This window comes from Cellulomonas endometrii, from assembly GCF_949769265.1.
Classification (GTDB): domain Bacteria; phylum Actinomycetota; class Actinomycetes; order Actinomycetales; family Cellulomonadaceae; genus Cellulomonas; species Cellulomonas endometrii.
The window spans coordinates 133,434-158,752 of the sequence record NZ_CATKPC010000003.1; the positions used below are offsets into that span (position 1 = coordinate 133,434).

General features: G+C 75.3%; 30 protein-coding genes and 1 other RNA gene. 10 read left to right on the forward strand and 21 right to left on the reverse strand.

Features of this window, described 5'->3' with window-relative positions:
* Positions 1-32: 32 nt before the first annotated feature.
* The 3 genes from QNH85_RS05125 to QNH85_RS05135 all read left to right on the forward strand — a co-directional run bounded on the left by QNH85_RS05125 (position 33) and on the right by QNH85_RS05135 (position 1,013).
* Positions 33-440, forward strand: coding sequence for a VOC family protein (locus QNH85_RS05125; protein WP_282945112.1), 408 nt, complete (start codon positions 33-35; stop codon positions 438-440).
* A gap of 71 nt (positions 441-511) precedes the next feature.
* Positions 512-685 (forward strand): CsbD family protein, encoded by a 174-nt coding sequence (locus QNH85_RS05130; protein WP_213282988.1) that lies wholly within the window; start codon positions 512-514, stop codon positions 683-685.
* Positions 686-854: 169 nt separating this feature from the next.
* Positions 855-1,013 (forward strand): hypothetical protein, encoded by a 159-nt coding sequence (locus tag QNH85_RS05135; protein ID WP_282945114.1) that lies wholly within the window; start codon positions 855-857, stop codon positions 1,011-1,013.
* Here QNH85_RS05135 and QNH85_RS05140 read toward each other — a convergent pair.
* The 4 genes from QNH85_RS05140 to QNH85_RS05155 form a co-directional block, all read right to left on the reverse strand.
* Positions 1,010-1,330: a hypothetical protein gene (locus QNH85_RS05140; RefSeq protein ID WP_213282990.1), complete on the reverse strand. Its 321-nt coding sequence runs from the start codon at positions 1,328-1,330 to the stop codon at positions 1,010-1,012. The genes QNH85_RS05135 and QNH85_RS05140 overlap by 4 nt on opposite strands.
* 144 nt (positions 1,331-1,474) lie before the next feature.
* Positions 1,475-2,005 carry a GNAT family N-acetyltransferase gene (locus QNH85_RS05145; protein ID WP_282945115.1) on the reverse strand — a complete coding sequence of 177 codons (531 nt, stop codon included), beginning with the start codon at positions 2,003-2,005 and terminating at the stop codon, positions 1,475-1,477.
* A gap of 70 nt (positions 2,006-2,075) precedes the next feature.
* Entirely contained in the window at positions 2,076-2,732 is a 657-nt protein-coding gene (locus QNH85_RS05150; protein ID WP_282945116.1) for a cation efflux transmembrane domain-containing protein, read from the reverse strand.
* On the reverse strand, positions 2,732-3,058 hold the full coding sequence (locus tag QNH85_RS05155) for an ArsR/SmtB family transcription factor (protein WP_282945118.1): 327 nt from the start codon (positions 3,056-3,058) through the stop codon (positions 2,732-2,734). Before QNH85_RS05155 ends, QNH85_RS05150 begins: the two co-directional genes overlap by 1 nt.
* 101 nt (positions 3,059-3,159) lie before the next feature.
* Between QNH85_RS05155 and QNH85_RS05160 the strand changes: the two genes are divergently transcribed.
* Positions 3,160-3,441, forward strand: a complete 282-nt coding sequence (locus tag QNH85_RS05160) for a hypothetical protein (protein WP_282945119.1) — start codon at positions 3,160-3,162, stop codon at positions 3,439-3,441.
* A gap of 17 nt (positions 3,442-3,458) precedes the next feature.
* Here the strand turns inward: QNH85_RS05160 and QNH85_RS05165 are convergent, their stop codons facing one another.
* A complete protein-coding gene (locus QNH85_RS05165) occupies positions 3,459-3,863 on the reverse strand; it encodes a hypothetical protein (protein WP_282945121.1) in 405 nt (134 codons plus the stop codon).
* Positions 3,864-3,963: 100 nt separating this feature from the next.
* Positions 3,964-4,348, reverse strand: an RNA gene (rnpB, locus tag QNH85_RS05170) — RNase P RNA component class A.
* 120 nt (positions 4,349-4,468) lie between these two features.
* Between rnpB and QNH85_RS05175 the strand changes: the two genes are divergently transcribed.
* Positions 4,469-5,254 (forward strand): YaaA family protein, encoded by a 786-nt coding sequence (locus QNH85_RS05175; RefSeq protein ID WP_282945123.1) that lies wholly within the window; start codon positions 4,469-4,471, stop codon positions 5,252-5,254.
* A gap of 11 nt (positions 5,255-5,265) precedes the next feature.
* Here the strand turns inward: QNH85_RS05175 and QNH85_RS05180 are convergent, their stop codons facing one another.
* Genes QNH85_RS05180 through QNH85_RS05195 form a run of 4 tightly spaced genes read right to left on the reverse strand, consistent with a single transcriptional unit; the run spans position 5,266 to position 9,082 of the window.
* Positions 5,266-6,045, reverse strand: coding sequence for a histidine phosphatase family protein (locus QNH85_RS05180; RefSeq protein WP_282945125.1), 780 nt, complete (start codon positions 6,043-6,045; stop codon positions 5,266-5,268).
* A complete protein-coding gene (locus tag QNH85_RS05185) occupies positions 6,045-6,785 on the reverse strand; it encodes a zinc ribbon domain-containing protein (protein WP_282945126.1) in 741 nt (246 codons plus the stop codon). The genes QNH85_RS05180 and QNH85_RS05185 overlap by 1 nt, the downstream gene beginning before the upstream one ends.
* The gene (locus QNH85_RS05190) at positions 6,782-7,996 is read right to left on the reverse strand and encodes a Nif3-like dinuclear metal center hexameric protein (RefSeq protein WP_282945128.1); all 1,215 of its coding nucleotides are present in this window, start codon (positions 7,994-7,996) and stop codon (positions 6,782-6,784) included. Before QNH85_RS05190 ends, QNH85_RS05185 begins: the two co-directional genes overlap by 4 nt.
* Before the next feature lie 36 nt (positions 7,997-8,032).
* Entirely contained in the window at positions 8,033-9,082 is a 1,050-nt protein-coding gene (locus QNH85_RS05195; RefSeq protein WP_282945130.1) for a zinc-dependent alcohol dehydrogenase family protein, read from the reverse strand.
* An 88-nt stretch (positions 9,083-9,170) separates the two neighbouring features.
* On the opposite strand from QNH85_RS05195, the gene QNH85_RS05200 reads away from it, so the two are divergent.
* Complete coding sequence (locus QNH85_RS05200) at positions 9,171-9,884, forward strand: SOS response-associated peptidase (protein WP_282945132.1); 714 nt, start codon at positions 9,171-9,173, stop codon at positions 9,882-9,884.
* Positions 9,885-9,906: 22 nt separating this feature from the next.
* Here the strand turns inward: QNH85_RS05200 and QNH85_RS05205 are convergent, their stop codons facing one another.
* Positions 9,907-10,992 (reverse strand): fatty acid desaturase family protein, encoded by a 1,086-nt coding sequence (locus QNH85_RS05205; RefSeq protein WP_282945133.1) that lies wholly within the window; start codon positions 10,990-10,992, stop codon positions 9,907-9,909.
* Positions 10,993-11,313: 321 nt separating this feature from the next.
* Between QNH85_RS05205 and QNH85_RS05210 the strand changes: the two genes are divergently transcribed.
* Positions 11,314-11,517 carry a cold-shock protein gene (locus QNH85_RS05210; RefSeq protein ID WP_213283010.1) on the forward strand — a complete coding sequence of 68 codons (204 nt, stop codon included), beginning with the start codon at positions 11,314-11,316 and terminating at the stop codon, positions 11,515-11,517.
* A 131-nt stretch (positions 11,518-11,648) separates the two neighbouring features.
* On the opposite strand, the gene QNH85_RS05215 is transcribed toward QNH85_RS05210, so the two are convergent.
* Positions 11,649-12,752 (reverse strand): fatty acid desaturase family protein, encoded by a 1,104-nt coding sequence (locus tag QNH85_RS05215; RefSeq protein ID WP_249669324.1) that lies wholly within the window; start codon positions 12,750-12,752, stop codon positions 11,649-11,651.
* 193 nt (positions 12,753-12,945) lie between these two features.
* Between QNH85_RS05215 and QNH85_RS05220 the strand changes: the two genes are divergently transcribed.
* A complete protein-coding gene (locus tag QNH85_RS05220; RefSeq protein WP_282945137.1) occupies positions 12,946-13,512 on the forward strand; it encodes a hypothetical protein in 567 nt (188 codons plus the stop codon).
* A gap of 24 nt (positions 13,513-13,536) precedes the next feature.
* On the opposite strand, the gene QNH85_RS05225 is transcribed toward QNH85_RS05220, so the two are convergent.
* The 6 genes from QNH85_RS05225 to QNH85_RS05250 form a co-directional block, all read right to left on the reverse strand.
* On the reverse strand, positions 13,537-14,607 hold the full coding sequence (locus QNH85_RS05225) for a PQQ-dependent sugar dehydrogenase (RefSeq protein WP_282945139.1): 1,071 nt from the start codon (positions 14,605-14,607) through the stop codon (positions 13,537-13,539).
* A gap of 174 nt (positions 14,608-14,781) precedes the next feature.
* Positions 14,782-15,153 carry a VOC family protein gene (locus QNH85_RS05230; RefSeq protein ID WP_282945141.1) on the reverse strand — a complete coding sequence of 124 codons (372 nt, stop codon included), beginning with the start codon at positions 15,151-15,153 and terminating at the stop codon, positions 14,782-14,784.
* An 89-nt stretch (positions 15,154-15,242) separates the two neighbouring features.
* Positions 15,243-15,944, reverse strand: coding sequence for a helix-turn-helix transcriptional regulator (locus tag QNH85_RS05235; protein WP_282945142.1), 702 nt, complete (start codon positions 15,942-15,944; stop codon positions 15,243-15,245).
* 146 nt (positions 15,945-16,090) lie between these two features.
* Positions 16,091-16,405 carry an NIPSNAP family protein gene (locus tag QNH85_RS05240; protein WP_282945144.1) on the reverse strand — a complete coding sequence of 105 codons (315 nt, stop codon included), beginning with the start codon at positions 16,403-16,405 and terminating at the stop codon, positions 16,091-16,093.
* A gap of 87 nt (positions 16,406-16,492) precedes the next feature.
* Positions 16,493-17,338 (reverse strand): PRD domain-containing protein, encoded by an 846-nt coding sequence (locus QNH85_RS05245; protein ID WP_282945146.1) that lies wholly within the window; start codon positions 17,336-17,338, stop codon positions 16,493-16,495.
* A 90-nt stretch (positions 17,339-17,428) separates the two neighbouring features.
* A complete protein-coding gene (locus tag QNH85_RS05250) occupies positions 17,429-19,432 on the reverse strand; it encodes a glucose PTS transporter subunit IIA (protein WP_282945148.1) in 2,004 nt (667 codons plus the stop codon).
* Positions 19,433-19,810: 378 nt separating this feature from the next.
* Between QNH85_RS05250 and QNH85_RS05255 the strand changes: the two genes are divergently transcribed.
* Both QNH85_RS05255 and QNH85_RS05260 read left to right on the forward strand, forming a co-directional pair.
* Positions 19,811-20,089 (forward strand): HPr family phosphocarrier protein, encoded by a 279-nt coding sequence (locus QNH85_RS05255; RefSeq protein WP_282945150.1) that lies wholly within the window; start codon positions 19,811-19,813, stop codon positions 20,087-20,089.
* Positions 20,086-21,807, forward strand: a complete 1,722-nt coding sequence (locus QNH85_RS05260) for a phosphoenolpyruvate--protein phosphotransferase (RefSeq protein ID WP_282945152.1) — start codon at positions 20,086-20,088, stop codon at positions 21,805-21,807. The genes QNH85_RS05255 and QNH85_RS05260 overlap by 4 nt, the downstream gene beginning before the upstream one ends.
* A gap of 180 nt (positions 21,808-21,987) precedes the next feature.
* On the opposite strand, the gene QNH85_RS05265 is transcribed toward QNH85_RS05260, so the two are convergent.
* Genes QNH85_RS05265 through QNH85_RS05275 form a run of 3 tightly spaced genes read right to left on the reverse strand, consistent with a single transcriptional unit; the run spans position 21,988 to position 25,318 of the window.
* Positions 21,988-23,226: an MFS transporter gene (locus tag QNH85_RS05265; protein WP_282945154.1), complete on the reverse strand. Its 1,239-nt coding sequence runs from the start codon at positions 23,224-23,226 to the stop codon at positions 21,988-21,990.
* Positions 23,223-24,629: an allophanate hydrolase gene (locus QNH85_RS05270; RefSeq protein WP_282945156.1), complete on the reverse strand. Its 1,407-nt coding sequence runs from the start codon at positions 24,627-24,629 to the stop codon at positions 23,223-23,225. Before QNH85_RS05270 ends, QNH85_RS05265 begins: the two co-directional genes overlap by 4 nt.
* A complete protein-coding gene (locus QNH85_RS05275) occupies positions 24,626-25,318 on the reverse strand; it encodes an urea amidolyase associated protein UAAP2 (RefSeq protein ID WP_282945157.1) in 693 nt (230 codons plus the stop codon). The genes QNH85_RS05270 and QNH85_RS05275 overlap by 4 nt, the downstream gene beginning before the upstream one ends.
* Between the last annotated feature and the right edge of the window lies 1 nt (position 25,319).

The window sequence follows — 25,319 nt, forward strand, 5'->3', positions numbered from 1 at the left end:
CGGCCGGGGTCCGCCGGCCCTACCGTCGGGGCATGGGACTCGTGATGAGCCAGCTGTGCGTCGACGCCCAGGACCCCCGCGCGCTCGCGGAGTGGTGGTCGCAGGTCCTGGGGTGGCCGGTCGTCGAGGACGACGGCGAGCTGGCCGTCGAGCCGCCGGACGGCACGGGCCTGTCGTTGCTGTTCGTCGAGGTGCCGGAGCGCAAGCAGGTCAAGAACCGCCTGCACCTCGACCTGCGGCCGCCGGACGGGTCGGACCAGGCCACCGAGCTGTCGAGGCTGCGGGAGCTCGGCGCGGTGCCGGTCGACGTCGGCCAGGGCCCGGAGGTCACGTGGCACGTCCTGGCCGACCCCGAGGGCAACGAGTTCTGCCTGCTGCGCAGCACGCCGTCGCAGCTGGCGGCTCTCCTGGCGGCGGAGCAGGACGGCGCGACCGCGTGACCTGCGCTGCGGATGCGGCGCCGCACCCGCGGGCATAGCGTCGGGAGCGACCCGTTCGAGAAGGAGGACGCATGGGACTCGACGACAAGATCGAGAACGCGACCGAGAAGCTGTCCGGCAAGGCCAAGGAGGGCGCCGGCCGCGCGACGGACGACGAGCGCCTCGAGGCCGAGGGCCGCGGCGACCAGTCGAAGGCCGACCTCAAGGACGCCGGCGAGAAGATCAAGGACGCGTTCAAGCACTGACGTCCGACCACCGCGCACGCCCTGCCCCGGGTCCTCCGGGGCAGGGCGTCGTGCTGTCCCGGCCGGGACCGCGCAGAGCCCGGGTCCCCCGATCGGGTGCACACGGACCTGCGGGAACGCACCGGACCGTCGTAGCGTGGCGGGACCCGAGGTGCGAAGGAGCTCATCGATGTGCGAGGACCCGACGGAGGAGCAGGCGGTGCCCCCCGCCCGGCCGGAGCGCGGCGGGCTGGAGCACGCCGACCCGCCGGAGGTCGCCCGCCGGCAGCTCCCGCGCCAGCGGGGGTCGCTGGAGGATCTGCCGGACGACGCCGACGGGGAGCGCTAGTCCGGCGGTGGCAGGGCCCGCACCGGGGCCTGGAACTGCGGCTCGCCGTGGGCGGTCGGGACCGCCTTCCACTCCCCCGACTGCGCCAGGCCGACGACGTCCAGGTGCACCTGCGCGATGTCCGCCAGCGGCAGCGGGAAGTCCGGGGCCGTCGTGCGGCTCTCGGCCAGCGGCGCGCCGTGGACCCCGAGCAGCGTGAGCGTCCAGGTGACCGCGCCGGGCCCGGCGGCGACGGGCGAGTGCACGACCACGAAGCGGGCGCGCGCCGCCTCGGCGCCGCTCAGCGCGGCGATCCGAGGAAGCCGTCGGCGCGTCATCCACCTGCCCCCCCGTGCGTCCCCCGAGCCGTCTGCTCCGGCCCCGACCAGCGTCGCCGGTGCCCCACCACGTCAGTCGGGACGTTCGTCCCTCGCGGATAGGCCGATCAGGCTAGTGGGCCGAACGGGGCAGCGGGGCCCGCATCAGGCAGGCGCGCCGGGCTCCAGGCGCTTCTCGAGCAGCACCACGTCGCGCCAGCGGCCGGCGAGCGGCCCGTGCGTCATGCGGGCGAGCCGCTCCCGGGTCCCGACGACCCGGAACCCCGCGGCGGCGTGCAGGGCGAGGCTCGGACCGTTCTCCGGGAACACCACCGACTGCACGGTCCAGATGCCGCCGCGGACAGCGGAGGACAGCAGGGCGTCCAGGAGGACCCGGCCGACGCCGCGACCGCGAGCGCCGGCGGACACGTACAGCGACGCCTCGACGACCCCCGCGTACACGGCGCGCGCCGAGACCGGCGACACCGCGGCCCAGCCGAGCAGCGTGCCGTCGTCGTCCAGCGCGACGAGCCGGTGCGCGCGCAGGTGGCCGGCGTCGAACCGCTCCCAGGTGGGCGCCTCGCTCTCGAACGTCGCGTGCCCCGTGGCGATGCCCGCGGCGTACACGGCCAGGACGTCGCGCGCGTGCGCGGCGGACATCGGGACCACGCGCACCGTTCCCGCCGTCGTCGTCATGCCCGGGCGCGTTCGGTCGACATGCCGCCATCCTGACGCACCGGGCGTGCGTGGGCGAGAGCGGCCGCGGTCACCGGTCGTGCGGCTCCGCGTCGCCCACCAGCTCGGCCATCGGGGCCGCGCACGTGTCGCCGCGCCACGCCTCCAGGCCCTCGCGCACCGCGAACCCGGCGATGGCGAGCGCGGCCACCGGGTCGGCCCACCACCAGCCGAGGGCCCCGTTCAGCACGAGCCCGAGCAGGAGCACGCCGGAGAGCCACGCGCACAGCAGGGTCTGCCGGGAGTCCGCGACGGCGGACGCGGAGCCGAGCTCCCGGCCGGTGCGCCGCTCGACCCACGACAGCACGGGCATGACCACCAAACTCACGGCGGCCAGCACGACCCCGACGGTCGACGCCTCGGGCACCGTCCCGTCCAGCAGCGTCCGCACCGCGTCGACCGTCACGAACGCCGCCAGACCGAGGAACGACACCGCGATCACCCGCACGGCCACCGGCTCCCGGGCCTCCGGGTCGCGGCCCGCGAACTGCCACGCGACGGCCGCTGCGGACAGCACCTCCACCACCGAGTCCAGCCCGAACGCGACCAGCGCGCCCGACGAGCTGATCCGCCCGGCGACGAGCGCCACGACCGCCTCGACGACGTTGTAGGCGATGGTCGCGGCCACGACCAGGCGGATGCGCCGCTGAAGCACAGTGCGGCGCGTCACCTCCGGACGGGTTCCCATCAGCAGGCGCAGTCCGGGCCGCAGCAGGCGGGGTCGACCGCCAGCACGAGCGTCAGCAGGTCTCCCAGCGCCGGGCCGAGCTCCGGGTCGGCCAGCCGGTACCAGGTGCGGCGCCCCTCGGGCACCGCGTCGACGAGCCCGCACCCGCGCAGGCAGGCCAGCTGGTTCGACATCACCTGCCGCGAGACGCCGAGCGCGTCGGCGAGGTCGGACGGGCACGCCGGGGCCTCACGCAGGGCGAGCAGGATGCGCGCGCGGGTGCCGTCGGCCAGCGCGTGCCCGAGCCGCGCGAGCGCCGCGGTGTGCGTGAGCGTGACCGTCTCCATGACGGCGACAGTACACGCATCGCTGTACCGTCCGCCGCCGTGGCGGACTTCACCCCCGCTCCCGCTGAGCGTGTCGCGCGCCGGCGTCGCACACTGCCGCCGTGAACCTCGCGCAGACCGTCCCGGGTGGCATGTCCCGGCTGCGCGCCGCCGTCCCGCTGCTGAACGCGCACGCCGTCCCGCCGGGGGTGCACCACGACGTCGACCGCCCGATCCCCGTCACCGTGACCCTGCGCTGGGCCTCCGGCACGGAGCGGCTGGACACCGTGGCCGTCGAGTGGACCGCGACCCTGGTCCGGGTGCGGATCATGGACCTGCGGGTGATGACCGGAGCGGTGTGGGTGCCGGCGTCGGACGTGCGCCGCCGGGTAGGCGACGGCTGACCGCGGGCGCCTGGGGGCTACCGGCGCCTGTCCGGGTCGGCCGTCGGGCGGTAGGCGACACCCAGGCCGCCGGCGATCGCCCCGAGCAGCGACGACACGACGCCGCACGTCGCGAGGATCCGCTGCAGGTCGGTCGTCTCGAGCCAGATCGGCGCGAGCCCGCTGACCAGGAGCACCGCCCACGACGTGATCAGCAGCGTGACGTACGCCACCGTGCGGACGCGGGGCGGGATCGACGGCGCGTCCGCACGACCCGCCGGCGACGTGGCTCCCGGCCGATCACCGGGCGCCTGGTGACCGGGCGGCCCCACGGCGGACGCCACCACCGACGTGCCCGCCTCGGAGACGAGCAGGACGTGCCGCGGCCGGCCGTTCGACGCAGCGGCGACGGCCGCCCCTCCCGACGCGACGGTGTCGGACATCGCGCCACCTCCCCTGGTGCGCACGGGCTTGCCGGCTCACGCGATCATCCCACCGGGGGTCGCGGGGCCTCGGGCGCGCCGCGGCCGGGGTGCTCAGGTGCGGATGAGCTGGCCGGTACGCCGGGTTCTGTCCCCGCGCGCGGTTGCCCCCGCGCGGGTGGCGGCCATCCATCTACGACGTACGTTGCCGCACGCCTCCAGCGGCCTACCCGGGAGCTCGGGCGGGCAGCCCTCGAACGCTCCCTGTCTGGCCTTGCTCCGGGTGGGGTTTACCGAGCCGCGCCGGTCGCCCGGCACGCTGGTGGTCTCTTACACCACCGTTTCACCCTTACCCTCGCCGGCCCGGAGGCCGGTGAGGGCGGTCTGCTTTCTGTGGCACTGTCCCGCGGGTCACCCCGGGTGGGTGTTACCCACCACCCTGCCCTACGGAGCCCGGACGTTCCTCGGCGAGCCCGAGGGCTCGACGCGGCCGCCTGGCCAGCTCATCCGCGCCTGTGAGCCTACCGCCCGCCGGCCGCCGTCTCGACCCGGGCGCTGGCTCGCGTGGCGCACGGCACGCCGTGCGTGCGCGGCTCCCATCGGCCGCGCCGCCTACGATGCACGCCGTGCTCATCCTGCTGCCGCCCTCCGAGGGCAAGACCGCGCCGTCCCGCGGTGCGGCCCTGGACCTCGCCGCGCTGTCCGCACCGGACCTCACGCCGATGCGCGAGAAGGTGCTCGACGCGCTGGTCGCTGCCAGCGCCTGGCCGGACGCGGTGGACGTGCTGGGCGTCGGGGCGGGCATCGCCGCGGAGGTCGCCCGCAACGTCGACCTGCGCACCGCCCCCGCGGCCGAGGCCCGCCGCGTGTACACCGGCGTGCTGTACGCCGCGGCCGGGCTCGACCGGCTGACCCCGGCCGGTCGGCGGAGGGCCGCGGAGTCGGTGCGCGTCGTGTCGGGGCTGTGGGGCCTGGTGGCGCCGGAGGACCGCATCCCGGCCTACCGCCTGTCGATGGGCGTCGACCTGCCCGGCACCGGCCCGCTCGCGGCGGCGTGGCGCGACGCCCTCGCCGCGGAGCTGGATCCCCGCGCACTCGCCGGCGACCTGGTCGTGGACTGCCGGTCCGCGACCTACCTGGCGGCGTGGCGCCCGCCCCGCGCCGCGCACGGGACGTGGGTGCAGGTCCGGGTGCTGCGGGAGCTCGACGGCACCCGGTCGGTCGTGTCGCACCACGCCAAGCACACCCGCGGCGTGCTCACCCGGCACCTGGTGTCGCGCCGCGGCAGGGAGCCGCGCACGCCGCAGGAGCTGGCGCGCGTCGCGGCCGAGCTCGTCGGGACGGAGCTGCTCACCGTCGAGCTCGACGCACCGACGGGGCGGGGCGCGACCCTGTCGCTGGTCGTCGCCTGACGGGCCGGGCCTCAGCCCCGCCCGGTCCAGCCCTCGCTCGGCGCCCCGGCGACGGCGACCTCGTCGCGCTTGTCCTCGAACAGCCGGATGATGCTCACCGACGCCGGGGCGACGCGCAGCTGGCTCCACGAGCCGGGCTGGGCGCCCATCGTGCGGCCGAGCGCCGCGCGGATCGACACGGCGTGCGAGACCACCACGACGGTGCGGGCGGTGCCCGCGGCGAGCAGCCGGTCGAGGGCCGCGCCGATGCGCTCCCCCACGTCGGCGATCGACTCGCCGCCGCCCTCGGGCCGGACGTCGGCGCGCGTGTGCCAGGGCTCCAGCTCGCCGGGCCAGCGCTGCTCGATCTCCTCGGCGGTCAGGCCCTGCCAGGCGCCGAAGTCGGCCTCCTTGAACGCCTCCTCGACGCGGGGCGTCAGGCCGAGGCGCTCGCCGATGATCGCCGCGGTCTCCCGGGTGCGGACCATCGGGGACGCGATCAGCTCGGTCGGGTAGTCGACGTCGCCCCACAGGTCGTGCCCGACCCGGCGGACGAGCTCCCCGGCGGCGGCGGCCTGCTCGCGACCCCGCTCGTTGAGCGACGGGCCGGGCTCGGAGGAGCCGGAGTACCCGCGCGAGACGGTCATCTCGGTCTCGCCGTGGCGGACGAGGATGACGGTCACGGGCTGCTGGTCGTCGAACCGGACGCCCGCCCCGGACGGCCGCGGCCTGCGCGCGGGGGGTGCCGGCGTCCCGGCCTCGGGCTCCAGCGGGGCTGACGTGCTGTCCGGGCCCGGGCCGTCGGCGACCATCAGTAGGCGTCCTCTCCCCGGACCAGGATCCGCCCGGAGTCCTCGCAGTAGACGATCTCATCCTCGGGGGTGGCCTTGATCTTCGCCAGCTCGGTGGCCGGGACGGGCAGGCCGCTGCCCTCGGAGCGCCCGTGCCGGAGCGCCGCGATCGCGACCCCGCCGAGGCGGCCGCGCAGCCGGTCGTAGAGCTGGATCAGCCGGTCCTCGAGCGGCGCGGCCATCGCCTCGCGCTCGGCCCGGACCTGCTCGGCCCGCTTCTCGATGACCGCGAGCTCGGCGTCCCGCTCGGCGATGATCGCGGCGCGGTCGTTCAGCAGCGCGGCGTGCGCGGTGGTCAGCTCGCCGAGCGCCCCCTCGTGCGCCTCCAGCCGCTCCATGGCCTCGAGCTCGACGTCCTCGAGGTCGGCCTGGCGGCGCGCCAGCGAGGCGAGCTCGCTCTGCAGGGCCTGCAGGTCCTTCGCGGACCCGGTGCCGGAGTCGAGCCGCGCCTGGTCACGGGCGGCGCGGTCGCGGACCTGCTGGACGTCGGCCTCGGCCTTGGTGACCTCGCGACGGATGTCCCCGACGGCGGTCCGGGACGCGGCGATCGCGGTGTCCAGGTCGGCGATCCGGCCGTCGAGCTCGGCGATCCGCGCGTGCTGCGGCAGCGAGGTCCGCTTGTGCGCGAGCTGGTCCAGCTTGGTGTCGAGGGCCTGCAGGTCGAGCAGCCGCTTCTGGTCCTGCGGGGTCGCCTTGGTCACGGGTGGTGTCCTTCGGGGTCGGAGGGCGCCGCGATGCGGCCGGTCCACGGATCGGTGCGCAGGGTGCTGACGCGGGTCTCCACCGTAGTGCCGTGCGCGGCGAGGTCGGCGCGCAGGTCCCGCTCCGCCCCGGCCAGCCACGGCCACTCGGACGCGAAGTGCGCCGCGTCGACCAGGTAGGGCGGGCTGGCCGCGGCTCCGCGGGCCTCGAACTCGGCGCGCTCGCGCAGCTCGGAGGCGGGGTGGTGCCGCAGGTCGGCGGTCAGGTAGACGTCCGCGCCGGAGGACCGGACCGCGTCGAACAGGGAGTCGCCGGCGCCGCCGACGACCGCGACGGTCCGGACGGTCGCGTCGGGCGGCCCGGCGTACCGGATGCCCTGCACGGTCGGCGGCAGGGCGGCGGCGACCCGCTCGGCGAACGCGTGCAGGGTCGCGGGCTCCGCCAGGTGCCCGACGCGGCCGGTCCCTGTGGGGCCGTCCCAGCGCGCGAGCTCGAGCACGTCGAACGCGGGCTCCTCGTACGGGTGCGCGGACCGCATCGCGGCGACGACGGCGGCGCGCAGCCGCCGGGGCGCGACCATCTCGACGCGGGCCTCCACCACGTGCGCGGCCTCGCCCGCGCGCCCGATCGTCGGGTCCGCGGCCTCCGACGGCGTGAACGTGCCCTCGCCGGTGCTGGTCCAGGCGCACCGGCTGTACTCGCCGACCGCGCCGGCGCCGGCCGCGGCGAGCGCGTCGACCAGCCGCTCCGCGTCCCCGGCCGGGACGAACACCACGTGCTTGTCGAGGGCCTCGGCCGGCGCGGGCACCAGCGGCCGCAGGTCCTGCAGGCCGACCAGGCGGGCGAGCTCCTCGGCCACGCCGCCCTCGGCCGCGTCGGCGTTGGTGTGCGCGGTGTACAGGGCGACGCCCGCCCGCACGAGCCGGTGCAGGAGCGCGCCCTTGGCGTCGGTCGCGGCCACGGAGTGCACGCCCCGCAGCAGCAACGGGTGGTGCACCACGACGAGGTCCGCGCCCCAGGCGACGGCCTCCTCGGCGACGGCGGTCACCGGGTCGACGGCGAGCAGCACGCGCCGCACGGGCTGCGCGGGGTCGCCGGTGACCAGGCCGACACGGTCCCACGACTCGGCGGTGCGGGGCGGGTAGCGGCGGTCGAGCAGCCGCACCACGTCGGCGAGGGTCGCGACCGGGTCGGACGTCGGGTGGCTCACGCGGACGAACCTACCCGCGGGCGCCCCCGCGCCGCCTCACGGCAGGAGCATCGACTTGATCGCCCGGCGCTCGTCCATCGCGGCGTAGGCCTCGGCGACCTCGGCCAGCGGCAGCACCAGGTCGAACACCCGCCCCGGCCGGATCGCCCCGGACCACACCTCGGGCGCGAGCTCCTCGATGTAGGCCCGCACCGGCGCGACGCCGCCCACGACGCCGACGTTCGTGCCGAACATCTGCCGGACCGGCAGCTCCGGCCCGCCGGCGGGGACGCCGACGAACCCGACGCGGCCGCCGGGGCGGGCCGTGTCGAGGGCCTGCTGCATCGACTCCTTGGTCCCGACGCACTCGAGCACGTGGTCCGGGCCGATGCCGCCGAGCAGGTCGCGCACGGCCGCGGCGCCCTCGTCGCCCCGCTCCGCGACGACGTCGGTCGCGCCGAACTCGCGGGCCAGCGCCTGGCGGGACGCGTGCCGCGACATGGCGACGACGCGCTCGGCGCCGAGCCGGTGCGCGGCGATCACGGCGCACAGCCCGACCGCGCCGTCCCCGACGACCGCGACCGTCGAGCCGGGCCGCACCCCCGCGGACAGCGCCGCGTGGTGCCCCGTCCCCATGACGTCGGTCAGGGTGAGGACGCCCGGCAGCAGGTCCGCGTCCGGGGTGTCCGGCATGGCGACGAGCGTGCCGTCGGCCAGCGGGACGCGGACGTACTCGCCCTGACCCGCGTCGGTGAAGACCCCCTCGGCGTCGTCCCCGCCCCAGCCGCTGCCCCGCTCGCACGACGTGTGCACGCCGTTGCGGCAGTGCCGGCACGTGTTGTCCTGCACGGTGAACGGCGCGACGACGAACTGGCCCGGGCGCACGGTGCGCACGTCGGAGCCGACCTCCTCGACGACGCCGACGAACTCGTGCCCGATGCGGCGCGGCTCCTGAGTCGGCCGCACGCCGCGGTAGGGCCACAGGTCGGAGCCGCAGACGCACGACGCGACGACCCGGACGACGGCGTCGGTCGGGCGCTGGATCGTGGGGTCCGGGACCTCCTCGAGGCGGACGTCGTGGGGGCCGTGGATGAGGGTCGCTCGCACGGGGGCAGCCTACGACGCAGGTCAGGCGCCGCGACCCGGCCGGCCGCTCCCCTGGTCACGGCCGCGGCCGACCCGCAGACTGGGGCGCATGTGTGGCCGATACGCCCAGACCCGCGCCGCGGACCAGATCGAGCGGGATCTCGCCGTCGACCGGATCCTCGGCGAGCACCGGGGACCCTCGTGGAACGTCGCGCCGACGCAGGACGTGCCGGTGGTGCTGGAGCGCGTCGAGGAGGACGGCCCGCAGCGCCAGCTCCGCACCGCCCGCTGGGGCCTGGTCCCGTCGTGGGCCAAGGACGTGTCGATCGGCTCCCGCATGATCAACGCCCGGTCCGAGACGGTGCTCGACAAGCCGGCGTTCCGGAAGGCGGCCGCGAGGCGCCGGGCCCTCGTGCCCATGGACGGGTACTACGAGTGGCAGGCCACCGAGCGGGGCCCGAAGACGCCGTACTTCCTGCACGGGCCGGAGCCGCTGGCCGCCGCGGGGCTGTACGAGCTCTGGCGTGACCACAGCCGCGCCGACGACGACCCCGCGCGCTGGCTGTGGACCGTCACGATCATCACGCGCCCCGCGACCGACGCGCTCGGCCACATCCACGACCGCTGCCCGGTGCTGCTCCCCCGCCCGCTGTGGGACGAGTGGCTGGACCCGGCGATCACGGCGGCGGACGAGGTCGGCGCGATGCTGGTGAACGTCCCGGAGCCGCACCTCACCCCGCGCGAGGTGGGCCGCGCCGTCGGCAACGTCGCCAACGACGGCCCCGAGCTCGTCGAGCCCGTGGCGCCGGAGCCGACGGCCTGAGCGCCCCGCTCGCCGGGCCGCGTCAGCTGCGGTAGCGGCTCACCATCGGGCAGTCGAACGGGTCGCGCGCCGCGAGGCCCACCTCGTTGAGGTACCGCACGACGATCCGGTACGACTCGAGCAGCGTCGTCTCCGTGTACGGGACCCCGTGGGTCGCGCAGTGCTCCCGGACGATCTCCCGGGCCCGCGCGAGGTGCGGGCGCGGCATGCTCGGGAACAGGTGGTGCTCGATCTGGTAGCTGAGCCCGCCGAGCAGCATGCTCATCGGCGTCCCGCCGGAGATGTTCCGCGAGGTCAGCACCTGCTTGGACAGGAAGTCGAGCTTGCTGTCGGCCGGGATGATGGGCATGCCCTTGTGGTTGGGGGCGAACGACGCGCCCATGTAGACGCCGAACACGGCGAGCTGCACCCCGAGGAACGCCGCCGCGAGCCCCAGGGGCAGGAACCACACGACCACGGCGACGTTCGCGGTGAGCCGCAGCGCCAGCACCACGAGCTCGGTGACGCGCTCGCGCGGGTTGCGGTCGTCGGTGCGGGCGATCGACGACCTGATCGAGGTCACGTGCAGGTTCAGGCCCTCGAGCAGCAGCAGCGGGAAGAACGCCCAGCCCTGCACCCGGGCGAACGCGGCGCGCCAGCCCGTGCGGGTGGCGGCGGCGTCCGGGTGGAACGCCAGGGCCTCCATGTCGATGTCCGGGTCCTTGCCGACCTTGTTCGGGTTGGCGTGGTGCTTGTTGTGCTTCGACACCCACCAGGTGTGGCTGACGCCGACGACGCCGTTCGCCAGGACGCGACCGAGCCGGTCGTTCGCGGGGCCGGACCGGAACACCTGCCGGTGCGAGGCCTCGTGCGCGACGAACGCGAACTGCGTCAGCAGCACGCCCAGACCCGCCGCGACCAGCAGCTGGAACCACGAGTCGCCCAGCAGCACGAACGCCACCCCGAGCCCGGCGAGCAGCACGCCGAGCACGACGAGCAGCGTCACGTAGAAGCCGCGGGTGCGCTCCAGCAGCCCCGCCTCCCTGATCTGGGCCGACAGCGTCTGGTAGCTGCCGGTCGCGGCCTCCTGGCCGCGACGAGTCCGGGTGGTCAGGGGTGTGGTGCTCACAGGCGCTCCGGGTGTCGGGTGTCGGCCGGGCCAGCCGATCAGGGGCGAGCGGACGCTCGACGTGCGGACGCCGACACAGTACGTCGGCTGCCTGTTCCACGCGCGTGCGGGCGCGCGCGTCGCGGCGCGTGGTGCGTCACGTGAAGTCGGGCTCCCATCCTCGGGCTGTCCTTGCTAGGCTGTTCCTCGTAGTCGCAGTGTTTCGCTGTGGTCTCTCCCGCGGGTTCGCCCGCGCGGCGCTCTCAGGAGCGGCGGACCACGACCCACCGTGAATACCGGTCCTGGGTCGTCTGGGGTCGCACCAAACCTGAAGGAGTACACATGGCCACCGGAACTGTGAAGTGGTTCAACGCCGAGAAGGGCTTCGGCTTCATCGCGCCCGACGGCGACGGCCCGGACGTCTTCGCCCACTACTCGGCGATCACGACCAGCGGCTACCGCTCCCTCGACGAGGGCCAGAAGGTCCAGTTCGAGGTGACGCAGGGCCCCAAGGGTCCGCAGGCGTCGGAGATCACGCCGCTCTGATCTGAGCGCCGTACCGACAAGAGCCCCCCGCGACCTGGTCGCGGGGGGCTCTTGCGTGTCCGGATGCTGCGTGCCCGGATGCTGCGGGTCCGGCGGCGCCGGGTCCGGGGCTCTGCCCCGGACCCGGCCGGTCAGACGTTGCGGTACTGACGGACCATCGGGCAGTCGAACGGGTCGCGCGCCGCGAGCCCGACCTCGTTGAGGTACCGCACCACGATCCGGTACGAGTGCAGGAGGGTCGTCTCCGTGTAGGGGACGCCGTTCTCCGCGCAGTGCGCGCGGACCAGCCGGCGGGCGCGCAGCAGGTGCGGGCGCGGCATCGACGGGAACAGGTGGTGCTCGATCTGGTAGTTGAGCCCGCCCATGAGCATGCTCATCCACGTCCCGCCGGAGATGTTGCGGGACGTCAGCACCTGCTTGGACAGGAAGTCCAGCCGGCTGTCGGCCGGGATGATCGCCATGCCCTTGTGGTTCGGGGCGAACGACGCCCCCATGTACACGCCGAACACGGCGAGCTGCACCCCGAGGAACGCCGCCGCGAGGCCCAGCGGCAGGAACCACACCACCACGGCGACGTACACCGACAGCCGCACGGCCAGCACCACGAGCTCGATGACGTTCGCGCGGCTGATCCGCCGGCTGCCGGGCTCCCGCTCCAGCAGCGACCGGATCGACGTGGCGTGCAGGTTGAGGCCCTCGAGCGTCAGCAGCGGGAAGAACGCCCAGCCCTGCACGCGCGTCAGCGCCGCGAGGAACCCCGTGCGGGTCGCGGCGGACTCCGGCAGGAACGAGATCGTGTCCATCTCGATGTCCGGGTCCTTGCCGACCTTGTTCGGGTTGGCGTGGTGCCGGCTGTGCTTGGTCATCCACCACGAGTGGCTGATGCCCACCACGCCGTTCGCCAGCACGCGCCCGAGCCGGTCGTTCGCCGGGCCCGACCGGAACACCTGCCGGTGCGACGCCTCGTGCGCGACGAACGCGAACTGGGTCAGCACCACCCCGAGCGCCCCCGCGATCAGCAGCTGGAACCACGAGTCCCCCAGCAGCACGAACCCGGCGACCAGCCCACCGAGCGCGACCCCGAGGGCGACGAGCAGCCCGATGTAGAACGTGGGCGTGCGCTCCAGCAGGCCGGCCTCGCGGATGCTGGCGGACAGCGCGTGGTAGGAGCCGGTCGCGGCCTCCTGCCGGCGCGGGCGCGCGGCGGGGGCGACGGTCGAGGTGGTACTGGTCACTGGCACGCTCCGGGGCGTCGACGTCGACTTCCCAGCCGGGGGTGTGAGCGGGCGCTCGCCGTGCAGATGCCCCCACCCTACGGTGCCGTAGGTTCGCGTGCGGGGTGAACACGCACATGCACAGGTTGCGCGCAGGATCTCCCCGGGACGTCGGTCCGGGTCGGAGCGCTCCCCGGCGTGAGGGGATGGGCGCATGACCGGCGTCGACCTCCTCTGGATCCCGCTCGGCGCGGGCGGGTCGCCGATCGTGCGCCTCAGCGGCCGGCTCTACGAGGGCCTCGCCGCCCGCCGCGGACGGCGACCACCGTGCGGGCTCGTGCACGCGGCCCTGGAGGTGCGGCCCGGGGGGCCGGCCGTGACGGTCGAGGTCACGCCCGTGTGGGGGCAGCCGGCCGGGCCGCGCGGCGTCGTCACCACCGGTCCGGTCGGTGCGCCGGTGCTGGGACGGTCGCGGTTCTTCCGCTACGAGGTGCGTTGCTGGGCGGGCGGCACCATCCCGGACGCGGCGTGGGCCGTCGAGCGCTCGGTCGTCGCCAACGACGCCCCGACGGCCCTGCGGCTGCTCGACGCGGCGCCCGGGCTCCCCCGGCACACCTGGGGACGGGATCCCGGGGCGGCGGGCGACATGTGGACGTCGAACTCGGTGGTCGCGTGGCTGCTCGCGCGAGCCGGGGTCGACACCGCGCGGTGCGGACCGCCGGCGGGGTGCCGCGCGCCCGGGTGGGACGCGGGGGTGGCCGCCGCCCACCGAGGCCCGTGAGCACCGGGGTGCCCGGGCGGCCCGTCAGGGCGTGACGTCGACCGACAGCACGCGGTCGTCCTCCGGCCCCGGCGTCCCGCGGCCGTCGGTGTTGCTCGTGACGAACCACAGCCGACCGTCGGGCGCGACGGTCACGTCCCGCAGCCGCCCGTACTCCCCCGGGTACCGATCCGTCGACGCGCCGAGGTCGGCGACGGGCACCGCCCGCAGCCGGCTCCCCCGGAGGTTCGCGAGGTACAGCGTGCCGTCGAGGTGGGTCATCCCCGACGGGCTCGCCTCGTCCGGGGTCCACTGCTGCACCGGGTCGGTGAAGCCGTCCCGGCGGGCGACGCCCTCCACGACCGGCCACCCGTAGTTGCCGCCGGGGGTGATGACGTTCAGCTCGTCCCAGGTGTCCTGGCCGAACTCGGTGGCGTACATGGTGCCGCGGTCGTCCCACGCCAGCCCCTGCGGGTTGCGGTGCCCGTAGCTCCAGACCGGCGACGCCCGGAACGGGTTGTCGGCGGGGACGTCCCCGTCGGGTGTCAGCCGGAGGATCTTGCCCGCCAGCGACTGGAGGTCCTGCGCCTGCTCGCGCCTGCCGGCGTCGCCGACGGTGACGTACAGCATGCCGTCGGGCCCGAACGCCAGGCGCCCGCCGTCGTGGTGACGCGCGGCGGGCATGCCCTCGATCACCGTGGTCGGCTCCCCCAGCGCGAGCGCACCCGCCTGCCCCGACACGTCGTAGCGCTGGACGCGGTTGCCGTCCTCGGCCGTGGAGTACACGTAGAGCCGGTCGCGCCCGTCGACCGCCAGGCCCAGCAGGCCCGCCTCCCCACCGGGGCGCACACCCGCGACGACCCCGACCTCGCGGGTGGAGCCGTCCGCGGTCAGCTCGACGATGCGTGCGCTGTCCCGCTCGGCGACCAGGGGCGTGCCGCCGACGAAGACGACCGACCACGGGGCGTCCAGGCCGGACGCGACGGTCCGGGGCGCGGGGCCGGACGACGCGGTCGCGACACCCGGGGTCGGCGTCGGCCCGGGGCTGGTGCATGCGGCCAGCACGGACGCGACGACGACGGCGACCAGCGCGGCGGCGGGACCGGTCCTCCTCACGCGACGCCCCCTCCCGCACACCGGCCCCGCGGCGGAGCGGCTCAGCGGCTCCGCCGCGGGGTGAGCTCGACCTGCCTGCGCGCCCCGTCGGCGGTGGCCACCCCGGCAGCGTCCCAGGCCGCCGGAGGTGACGCCAGGTGGGGCCGGCGCCCGCCCCGACCCGCGGCGGACGGACTACGACGTGGGCCTGCTGAACAGGTTCACCAGGTTCCCGTCCGGGTCCCGGAACAGCGCGGACCGGTTCCCCCACGGCATGGTCGACGGCGGCAGGACGACGTCGTGGAGCTCCGGCTGGAGCCGCGCGAACTCCGCGTCGACGTCGGCGACCTCCAACTCGACGACGACGGAGCGGTTCGCCGCCGGGGAGACCGCGCCGCCGAGCATCGCGACCGTCGCCGGGGCGGCGATCGCGAGAGTCGCCCCGGGGCCGGTGAACTGCGCGAAGACAGGTGCCGGGCGCGTGGCGACCTGCCCCGTGACGCGCTCGTAGAACGCGGCGAGCCGGTCGACGTCGTCGGTGATGATGCGGATGGATGCGAACGACACAGGGGCCTCCGGGTGCTGGTGCGGGATCGACCCCACCAGCCTCGACCCGCGCCGCGACACCGTCCTGTCGGTGTTTGCGCGGGACCTCGTCAGGACGCGTCGTCGACGACGGGCCGGAGCGTCCCCAAGGGGATGTCGAGGTCCTCCCACCGGAGCTCACGCGGCTGCGGGTGCTCGTCGGTCAGCTCGACGGACACCATCCGGTCGCCACGGAACGCCCGGACGCCGCCACGGAGCCGGCACCAGGCGACGAGATACCAGTCACCGCCCTTGCCGATCGACCCGAGCGGTTCCACCTCGCGCAGCGTCTCGGCGCCGTCCCGGTCCCGGTACACCAGACGCACGACCCGGTCGCCTCGGAGCGCGGCCCCGAACGCCGCCGGCACCTGGGCGCCGTCCTCCGGTTCGAGCAGGCGCACACGCCCGGCCACAGCGGTCGCACGCCCGGCGTCGCCAGCCGGCATCACCGCCAGGAGCTTCCGGAGCGCCGACCCGGCCGACCGCCGGAACGGTCCCCGTCCCAGCGCGCCGAGGCCGACGACCACGGCCAGGGCCTCGTCGGGCGTGAACGACATCGGACCGAGCGTCGCGGCCGGGTCGAGCGTGTACCCACCGGCGCGGCCGGTGTCCGCCCAGATCGGCACGCCCGCCTGCTGCAGCGCGGACAGGTCCCGCTCGACCGTCCGGACGGAGACCTCGAACCGCCCGGCGAGCCAGCGCGCGCTCCGGCGACGCGGCGACGCGGCACGCAGCTCCTCGACGAGGGCGTACAGGCGGTCGGTCCGGTTCACGACGCGATCATGCCCGCTCGGTGCGTCCGCGCGCCGCTCCGCGTGCGTCACCGGGACGGTGCGGGCCCCGTCACGCCGCGTCCGTCCTCGTCGATCCGGCGTGGCCGGAGCCGCCGCGACGGGCAAGCCGCCCTGCGAGGAGCTGCTCAGCTCGGCTCGGCGAACACGGGCCGCTGGAACCGCCGCTCGTACCGGCGGATGCACCCGGTGCTCCGCGCCAGCTCGTACGCCTCGATGCACTCCGCGTCCGTCTCCGCTGCGGTCCGGTAGCGCTCGTAGTCCGCGAGCGACGGGAACGTGAACAGGGCGAACGCCTCGTCGTTGTCCCCCTCCGCCGGCAGGAAGTAGCCGTGGTGGTCTCCGCCGAGGCGGTTCACCAGCCGGATCCAGCGCTCGGCGTAGTCGGAGAAGACGTCGATCTGCTCGGGGTCGATCTCGTAGCGCAGGTGGATGGTGATCATCGCGCGATCATGGCATCCACCTGCGAGCCGGTCGGCGAGCGGGCCGCCAGATGGGAAGACGACGACCGCGACGCGCGCCCTGCGACGTCAGGCCCGGTGCCCGTCCTGCACCACGCGGGCGATGTGCAGAGCGAGGTACGACACCTCGTCGGGTGTCAACGGTGCCCGCAGCCGCAGCTCGACCAGCTGGGCGAGCCGCTCGGCGGTGTCGACCGCCTCGGGGTAGGTCTGACGGATCGCCTCGCCGACGGAGGAGTGCCGCGCGTCGGCGAGCTGGCGGCGCTGCTCGATCCGGACGAACAGGTAGCGCAGGTGGGTGATGAACCGGCCGACGCTGACCCCGCCGGCGTCGAGCGTGACGTCGTGCGCGCTGGCGACGACGTCGAGGAACTGCTGGATGAGCCCGGTCATCGTGTAGCTGAACGCGAGGTCGCCGGTCGAGACGCCGGCGTTGACGAGGTGCAGGGCCAGCCCGACCGCCTCGGCCACGGGCAGCGGGGTCGGCACCCGGGCGTTGATGGCGGCGACGAGCGCGGAGGCCTGGGCGTGCTCCTGCGCGTACAGGTTGGTGACCTCGGCGAGCAGGGGGTACTCCACGGCCTGGCCGACCTCCGCGCGTCGCAGCGCGAAGCTCACGTGGTCGGCCATCGCGACGATCACCGCCGGTCGGCTCGCGAGCGCCCCCAGGCCGACCTCGACGAGCGCGTCACCGACGAGCTGGACGTGCTCGGGCGGGATGCTCGCCAGCAGCCCCGCCAGGTGGTCGGGGTCCCGGCCGGGGTCGGGCCGGAAGACCCGGACGACCCGGTCGCGGTCGACCTGGTCCCCGGGTCGGCTCTGGAACCCCAGACCGCGGCCCGTGAGGATCACCTCGGTGCCGGACTCGTCGCGCGCGAGGACGAGGTTGTTGTTGAACACGCGGAGGATGTCCACGTCGCTCCTCAGCAGACGGAACCGGGTGGAGGCCGGGGTCCGGGCGGTCGCGCGTGGGCCGCGCCCGGAGGCACGGCCCACGCGGGGCGGTCAGGGCTCGACGTCGATCACGACGGCGCCGGGCACGACGGTACCTGCGGGCCGGGGCGTGACGCTCGCCAGGGTGCGCGCGTTGATCACCGTGACGACGGTGGTCGTGTCGAAACCGGCCGCGCGGACCGCGTCGAGGTCCACGGTCACGAGCCGGTCGCCGGCCGAGACGCGCTGCCCCTTGACGACGGCGAGGTCGAACCCCGTGCCGGCCATCTTGACCGTGTCGATGCCGACGTGGACCAGGACCTCCACGCCGTCGGCCGTCATGAGGCCGAATGCGTGCCCGGTGTCGGCGACGGTGACGAGCTCGCCGGAGACGGGCGCCACGACGACGCCGTCCGTGGGAACCAGACCGACGCCGTCCCCGAGCGCCTTCGAGGCGAACACCGCGTCGTCGACCTCGTCGAGCGGGACGATCGACCCGGCGACGGGCGCGAGCACCGCGCTGGTGGGTCCGGCGTCCGGGGTCCGGGGTGCGCCGGGTCCCGAGGCCGCCTCCCGCGCGAGGTCGGCCTCGGCCTGAGCCCGCTCCGCCAGGGCCTCGGCGCGCTGCTCCGGCGTGCGGTAGTCCGAGACGATCACCAGCACCATCGACACGGCGAACGCCGCCGCGACGGCGATGAGGTACACGGGCATCGGGCTGAACACCGGGATGGTCAGCAGCGAGGTGAACGCGAAGGCGTTGGTGTCCACACCGCCGAGGACGCCGATGATGACGCCGCCGACGAGGCAGCCGACGAGCATCCGCGGGTAGATGCGCTTGAAGCGCAGGTGGATGCCGTAGAGCGACGGCTCGGAGATGCCGCCGAGCAGGCCGGCGGCCAGCGCCCCGGTCGCCGTCTGGCGCATCTGCACGTCCTTGTCCCGCACGGCGAGGACGAGCACGCCGGCGGTGGCGCCGAAGCAGGCGAAGTTCCACGCGCCCATGGGGCCCTGGATGAAGTCGTAGCCGAGGGTGTTGAGGTTCACCAGCATCAGCGCGTTCAGGGGCCAGTGCAGGCCGAGCGGGACCAGGAACGGGTAGATCAGCGGGATGACGATCGCGAACACGATCGGCGCGTTGCCGTTGAGCCACGCGAGGCCGTCGCCGAGTCCCGAGCCGAGCCAGATCCCCAGCGGGCCGAGCAGGAACGCCGTCACCGGGATCATCACGACCATCGACAGGAACGGCACGAACACCATCTGGATGTTCTCGGGGAACACCCGCTTGAGCAGCCGGTACACCGGCGCGAGGGCCGCGACCATGATCAGCGGCACGAACACCTGGCCGCCGTAGTCGTTGAGCTGCATCGGCAGGCCGAACACGTCCGCGACGCACGCCGTGGTGCCGAGGGTCGCGTTGGTGGTGCACGCGGTCGTCGCCGCGTCCGTCAGCGAGAGGAAGTTCGGCGTCATCACGGCCGCCATCACCGTGGCGCCCAGCCACGGGTCGACCTGCAGCTTCTTCGCCGCGTTGTACGCGACCATGATCGGCAGGAAGTAGAACACCGCCCGCCACATCGCGTCGACGAACACCCACGTCGCGGGCTTGTCGTCCGCGCGGAAGTCGACGACCCCGATCGCGTCGAGCACCGCGGCGAACGCGATGATCAGAGACGCGCCGAGCAGCACGCCGAGCAGCGGCCGGAACGAGTCCGACAGGTACTCGAAGACGGCGTCGAGCCAGGCGACCTTGCCCCGCGCCTTCGCCCGGGCGGCCGCCTTCACGTCGGCGTCGGACTGCTGGCCGGCCACCACCCCGGCCATCGTGGGCAGGTGCATGATCTGCGTGAACACCGTCTGCACCGCTCCGCCGATCACCACCTGGTAGCGCTCGCCGGACTGCGGGACGGCGCCGATCACGCCGGGGATGGACTCCACGGCTCGCTGGTCGACGACCGAGGCGTCACGGAGCTCGAAGCGCAGGCGGGTCGCGCAGTGGGTGAGGCTGAGGACGTTCGACGGCCCTCCGACCGCCCTGATGATCTCCTCGGCCCTGTCGCGCGTCGTCGCGGACGTCATGTGCACTCCTCGTCGAGAGTCGTCGTCCGGGCACAAAAAAGACCTGAGTCGCATTGCTGCGGCTCAGGTCTTGCCCCGCGACGACGGCGGGTAACAACCCTGGGAACTCAGGTTCGAGGAAGGACGCTAGCACCCGCTTTCCCGCGCCCACCCGGGACCAGAGTCCTAGGCATCGGCTGCCCTTGATCGCCTTTCGACCGGCGTCCCCGCCGCGTTTGACCCCGCCCGTTCTGACGCCGTACAACTGGCGCACCAGGGTTGTTACTGAGCGGATCAGGCAAGACCTGAGGCACCGGCAGGAGTCGGACGTCTCAGGTCTTTTTTGTTGCCCTGGCAGCGCCGCCCCGCGTCGGGCGGCGTGACGAGAAGGGACTTCCCATGCCTCAGCGACGAGCAGTTCTGGCGACCACCTCGGGTCTGCATGCCCGCCCCGCCGCGCTCCTGACCCGGCGCGTGGCCGACGGCGGCCACCTCGTGCACATCGCGCGCGAGGGCCAGCCGGGCGTGGACGCGAGCAGCATCCTCCTGGTGATGGGGCTGCGCCTGCAGCACGGCGAGGCGGTCGAGCTGACGTGCGACGCACCGGACGCCGAACCGCTGCTGGACGAGCTGGCGGAGCTCCTCGCGACCGATCTCGACGCGGTGGAGCTGGCATGAGCCCCGCGGTCGAGACGACGGCGGACGCGGTGCTGCGCGGGATCGGGGTCGGTCGCGGAGTCGCGCTCGCGCCGGTCGCGCTCGTCGCACCCCCGCCGGACGTGCCCGCGGACGAGCCGGCGCCGCTCGACCCGGTCGCGGCCGAGGCCCGGGTGCGCGCGGTGCTCGCGGACGTCGGCGCCGACCTGCGGACCCGGTCGGCAGCCACGGGGAACCCCGACCTGCGGGACATGCTGGACGCCGCGGCGACGATGGCGTGCGACCCCGCCCTCGCGGCGGAGGCGGCGCGCCTGGTGCACGCCGGCACCGGCCCCGCGGGTGCCGTCGACCGGGCCGTGGAGGGCTTCGCCGCCGTGTTCGCGGCCGCCGGCGGGGACCTGGCCGAGCGGGCGACGGACCTGCGCAGCGTCCGGCACCGCGCCGTCGCGCGCCTGCTCGGCGTGCCGGAGCCGGGCCTCGCGCCGCTGGACGGCCCCGCCGTCGTGGTGGCGGACGACCTGTCCCCCGCCGACACCGCCGCCCTGGACCTGACGCGCGTCGCCGCGATCGTCACCGAGCGTGGCGGGCCGACCAGCCACACCGCGATCGTCGCCGGGCAGCTCGGGCTCCCGTGCGTCGTCCGGGTCGCCGGCGCGACCACGCTGGCCGCCGGGACGCCGGTGCTCGTCGACGCCGCGGCGGGCACCGTCGAGATCGACCCGCCCTCGTCGGCGGTCGATCTGGTCGTCCGGCGTGCCGAGAACGAGCGCGTGATCGCCGGGTCGACGGGGCCGGGGAGCACGGCCGACGGCCACCGCGTGCCGCTGCTGGCGAACGTCGGCACCCCGGCCGACGCGCGGGCGGCCGCCGGCCGGACCGAAGGGGTCGGGCTGTTCCGCACGGAGGTGCTGTTCCTCGACGCGCGCACCGAGCCGACGCTCGACGAGCAGACCGCCGCCTACGCCGAGGTCATCGACGCCTCCGCAGGCCGCAAGGTCGTCGTCCGCACGCTCGACGCGGGCGCGGACAAGCCGCTGGCGTTCGCGAACCAGACGGTCGAGGAGAACCCGGCACTCGGGGTCCGTGGCTATCGCCTGGTCCGGTCGCTCCCGGGGATCGTCGAGCGGCAGCTGCAGGCGCTCGGCGCTGCCGTCGCCGCGCTGCCGGACGCGCGACGCGACGACGTCTGGGTGATGGCGCCGATGATCGCCACCGCCGCGGAGGCCCGCGACTTCGCGGCTGCCGCACGCGCCGCCGGGATCCGGAAGGTCGGCGTCATGGTCGAGGTCCCCGCCGCCGCGCTCCGTGCCGAGGCGATCCTGGTGGAGGTCGACTTCGTCTCTCTCGGCACCAACGACCTCGCCCAGTACACGATGGCGGCCGACCGGCTGCGCGGGGAGCTCGCCGACCTGCTCGACCCGTGGCAGCCGGCGGTGCTCGCCCTGGTGCACGCCACAGCGCGGGCCGGAGCCGCGACCGGCAGGCCGGTCGGGGTGTGCGGGGAGTCCGCGAACGACCCGCTCATGGCCCTGGTGCTCGCCGGGCTCGGCATCACCAGCCTGTCCATGGCCGCGGGCCGGGTCCCCGCGGTCCGGTACGCGCTGCGCGCGCACACGCTCGAGGAGTGCCGCGCCATGGCGGAGGCGGCGGTCACCGCCCCCGACGCCCTCTCGGCTCGCGGGGCGGTCCGCGCCGCCCTTCGCCCGGAGGTCGCCCGGGTGCTGCTCGGCGAGAGCTGACGCCGCTCCCGGCGCCTCGGGTCGAGGCGCCGGGAGCGGTCAAGGTCGAGAGGTTCCGGGAACCGAGGCCGGTCACCGAGCGAGCGACCGCCCTCGTCGGGCTGCTCACCGTGCTGGCCATGGGCACCGCGTCGCCGTGATGGAGGCCGGGTCCGGGGCAGCCGCGGGCGGCGTCCCTGATCAGCTCGCCGCCGTCCGCGTGATCGCGTCCCGCCGCCCCAGGACCAGCGTCAGCAGCACGGCGGCGAAGGTGACGCCCGCGGCGACAATCCCGAGGGCGCCGTAGCCCGGGCCGCCGATCACCCAGCCCCCGAGCAGGGCACCGATCCCGGTGCCCAGGGAGATGACCGAGGAGTTCAGCGCGACGACCAGCTGCCCGTGCCGCCCGCTGAGGGACAGGAGCACGTTCTGCAGCGGCGAGTTCATCGCCCACGCCGCGAAGCCCCAGAGGGAGAACACGGCGATGACCGCGACCGGGCTGACGGCGGCGGGGGCGAGCAGCACGAGGGCCAGCGTGGACGCCGTCAGCGCGATCGTGATGCTGCGTCCCGGGCCGTAGAGGTCGGCCAGCCACCCGCCCGCGACGTTCCCGGCGACGCCGGCGACGCCGTAGGCGAGGAGCACCCCGCTGAGCAGCACGCCCGCGATCCCGGCGGTCTCCGTGAGCAGGGGCGACGCGTACGTCTGCACCATCATGGCGCCCGCGGTCTCGAGCGACGAGACGGCCAGGGCGACCGCGACGAGGCCGACGGCGGCGCGCCGCCCCGGTCCGGGCCCGGACGCGCCGGATCCGCCGTGCGGGTCGGCGCCCCGCGCCCGCGCGTCCGCGCCTGCGCGAACGAGCGTCAGCACGCTCACCAGCGCGACGGCCGCGAGGCCGGCGACGAGCGCGTAGACCCCGCGGTACCCGAGCAGCGGGCCGAGCAGGTTGCCCGCCGGGGCGCCCAGGACCGTCGCGGTGGTCAGCCCGCCGAAGACGGTCGCGACCGCGCGACCGCTGCCGCCGGGTGGGGCGAGCCTCGCGGCGAGCACCGTCGCGGTCGGGGTGAACCCGCCCGCGGCGACCGCCGACAGGGCGCGCAGGACGGCGACGGCCGTGGGGGTGGTGGCGAGCGCCGTGCCGACGGCCGCGAGCGCGAACAGCGCGAGCGCGGTGCCCATCAGCACCTGGCGAGGGACGCGCCGCACGAGGAGGGTGAGCAGGGGCGTCGAGATCGCGTAGGTGAACCCGTAGACGCTCACCAGCGTCCCGACCTGGCTGACCGAGATGCCGAGGTCGGCCGACACGGTGGGGACGAGGCCGGCCATCACGTACGACCCGAACCCGATGGCGAACGTGCCGGTGGCGAGCGGCCAGAGCCGGGCGCGCCGCGCCGGGCCGTCGACCGCGACGGCGGGGTCGGCGACGCCGGCGGTCACGCGGGCACCGGCGTGCGGGTCCGCGGCCCGGTGCCCGTCAGCGCGGCCGCAGCAGCGCCGCCGGTGGGCGGCGGACCGTCGAGCGCTGTCCACGCGCCGGGGCCGGCGACCGTGAGCACGCGCGCCGCCACGTCGATCGCGGCGGCGTCGGCGGACGGCCGGGTCAGCACGGTGACGCCGACGCGCTCGCCCGGGACGCCGGGGTCGACCGGGACGGCGACCGCCGCGTACCCGAACAGGTTGCAGAAGTTGGTGAAGGTCCCGAGCCGCGCGTTGACCGCGACCGGTTCCGCCGCGACCTCGGCGAGCGTCGGGTGGTGGGTCGTGGTGGGCAGCAGCAGGGCGTCGACGTCGGCCAGCGCGCGCTCCGCCTCGGCCCGGAGCTCGGCGAGCCGGACGAGGTCCGCGGCGTACCGGTGGGCGGGCAGGGTGCCGGCCGCCCGGATGATGCCGGCGACGACGGGGTCGAGCCCCGCGGGTCCTGCGTCGACGAGGTGCCCGACGGCGGCGTACCGCTCGGCGACGAACGCGCCGTCGTACAGCAGGCGCGCGGCGGCGAGGAACGGCGTCAGGTCGATCTCCCGGATCGCGTGCCCGGCGGCGCGCAGCGCCAGGACGTGTGCGTCGAACGCCTCGCGCCAGAGCGGGCTCAGCGCGGCGAGGTCGGCGGCGCGCGGGACCGCGAGGACCGCGTGCTCCGGGGCGGCGCGGGGCGCGTCGTCCGGCACCGGGCGGGCCAGGGCGTCGAGGCCGTCCGGCCCGGACATCAGCGCGACCGCTCGCGCCGCCAGCGTGAGGTCGCGGGCGAGGACGCTCACGCAGTCCAGCGACCGGCACGCCGGCAGCACGCCGGTGGTCGGCACCAGGCCGGGGGTGGGCTTCACACCGACGACGCCCTGGAGGGCGGCGGGCACCCGGCCGGAGCCCGCGGTGTCGGTGCCGAGGGCCAGGTCGACGATCCCGAGCGCGACCGCGACGGCCGACCCGGACGACGAGCCGCCCGAGATCCGGTCGAGGTGGTCGGCCGACCGGACCGGTCCGTACGGGCTGCGCGTGCCGACCAGGCCGGTCGCGAACTGGTCGAGGTTCGTCTTGCCCAGCACCACCGCGCCGGCGTCGCGGAGGCGGGCGACGGCGGTCGCGTCGGCGTCCGGTGTCCAGGCGACGCCCGGGCACGCCGCGGTGGTGGGCAGGCCGGCGACGTCGATGTTGTCCTTGACGGCGAGCAGCCGGCCGGCCAGCGGCAGGTCCTCGCCCGCCGCCGCCCGTGCCGCCTGCGCCCGGACGTCCGCCTCGACGTCCGCCCGGGGGCGCAGGTGGATCCACACCTCGGGCCGGTCGACCTCGGCGATCCGCGCGTAGGCGCGCTCCACGGCGGCCAGTCCCGCGGGGAGCACGCTCACGCCGCTCCCCCGGCGGCCGCCGCGGGCTCGGTGACGACCATCCGCACGGGCGTCGGGTCGAACCCGTTGCACGGGTTGTTGACCTGCGGGCAGTTCGACACCAGCACCAGCACGTCGCGCTCGGCCCGGAGCGTCAGGGAGAGCCCGGGCGAGGAGATGCCGTCGACGATGCCGAGCGAGCCGTCGGCCTCCACCGGGACGTTCATGTACCAGTTGATGTTGCTGACCAGGTCCCGCTTCCCGAGGCCCCAGCGGGCGCCCTCGGCGAGGAAGTTCTCGACGCAGGCGTGCTGGTGGACGGTGTGGTGCCCGTACCGCAGCGAGTTCGACTCCTTGCTGCACGCGCCGCCGATGGTGTCGTGGCGGCCGACCTCGTCGTGCACGAGCGTCATGAGGGCGTCCCCGGTGCCGGCCCGCAGGACGGAGCCCTGGACGAGGTAGACGTTGCGCTGCGCCGCGATCGTGTCCGGTGCGGAGTACCGGACGGACGTGTCGTGCGCGTCGTACACCAGGCAGTCGACCGCCTGGTTGCCCTCCAGGTCGACGATCGTCAGCTCCTGGCCCGCGCGGACCACCGCGGACCACGGCGACCGGCGCGGGACGACCTGGTCGAGCACGACGGCGGCGCCGGAGAGCCGCGCGGGCAGCGGCTCGGCGGCCGGGGTGGGGCTGGTGGGAGCGATTGTCATG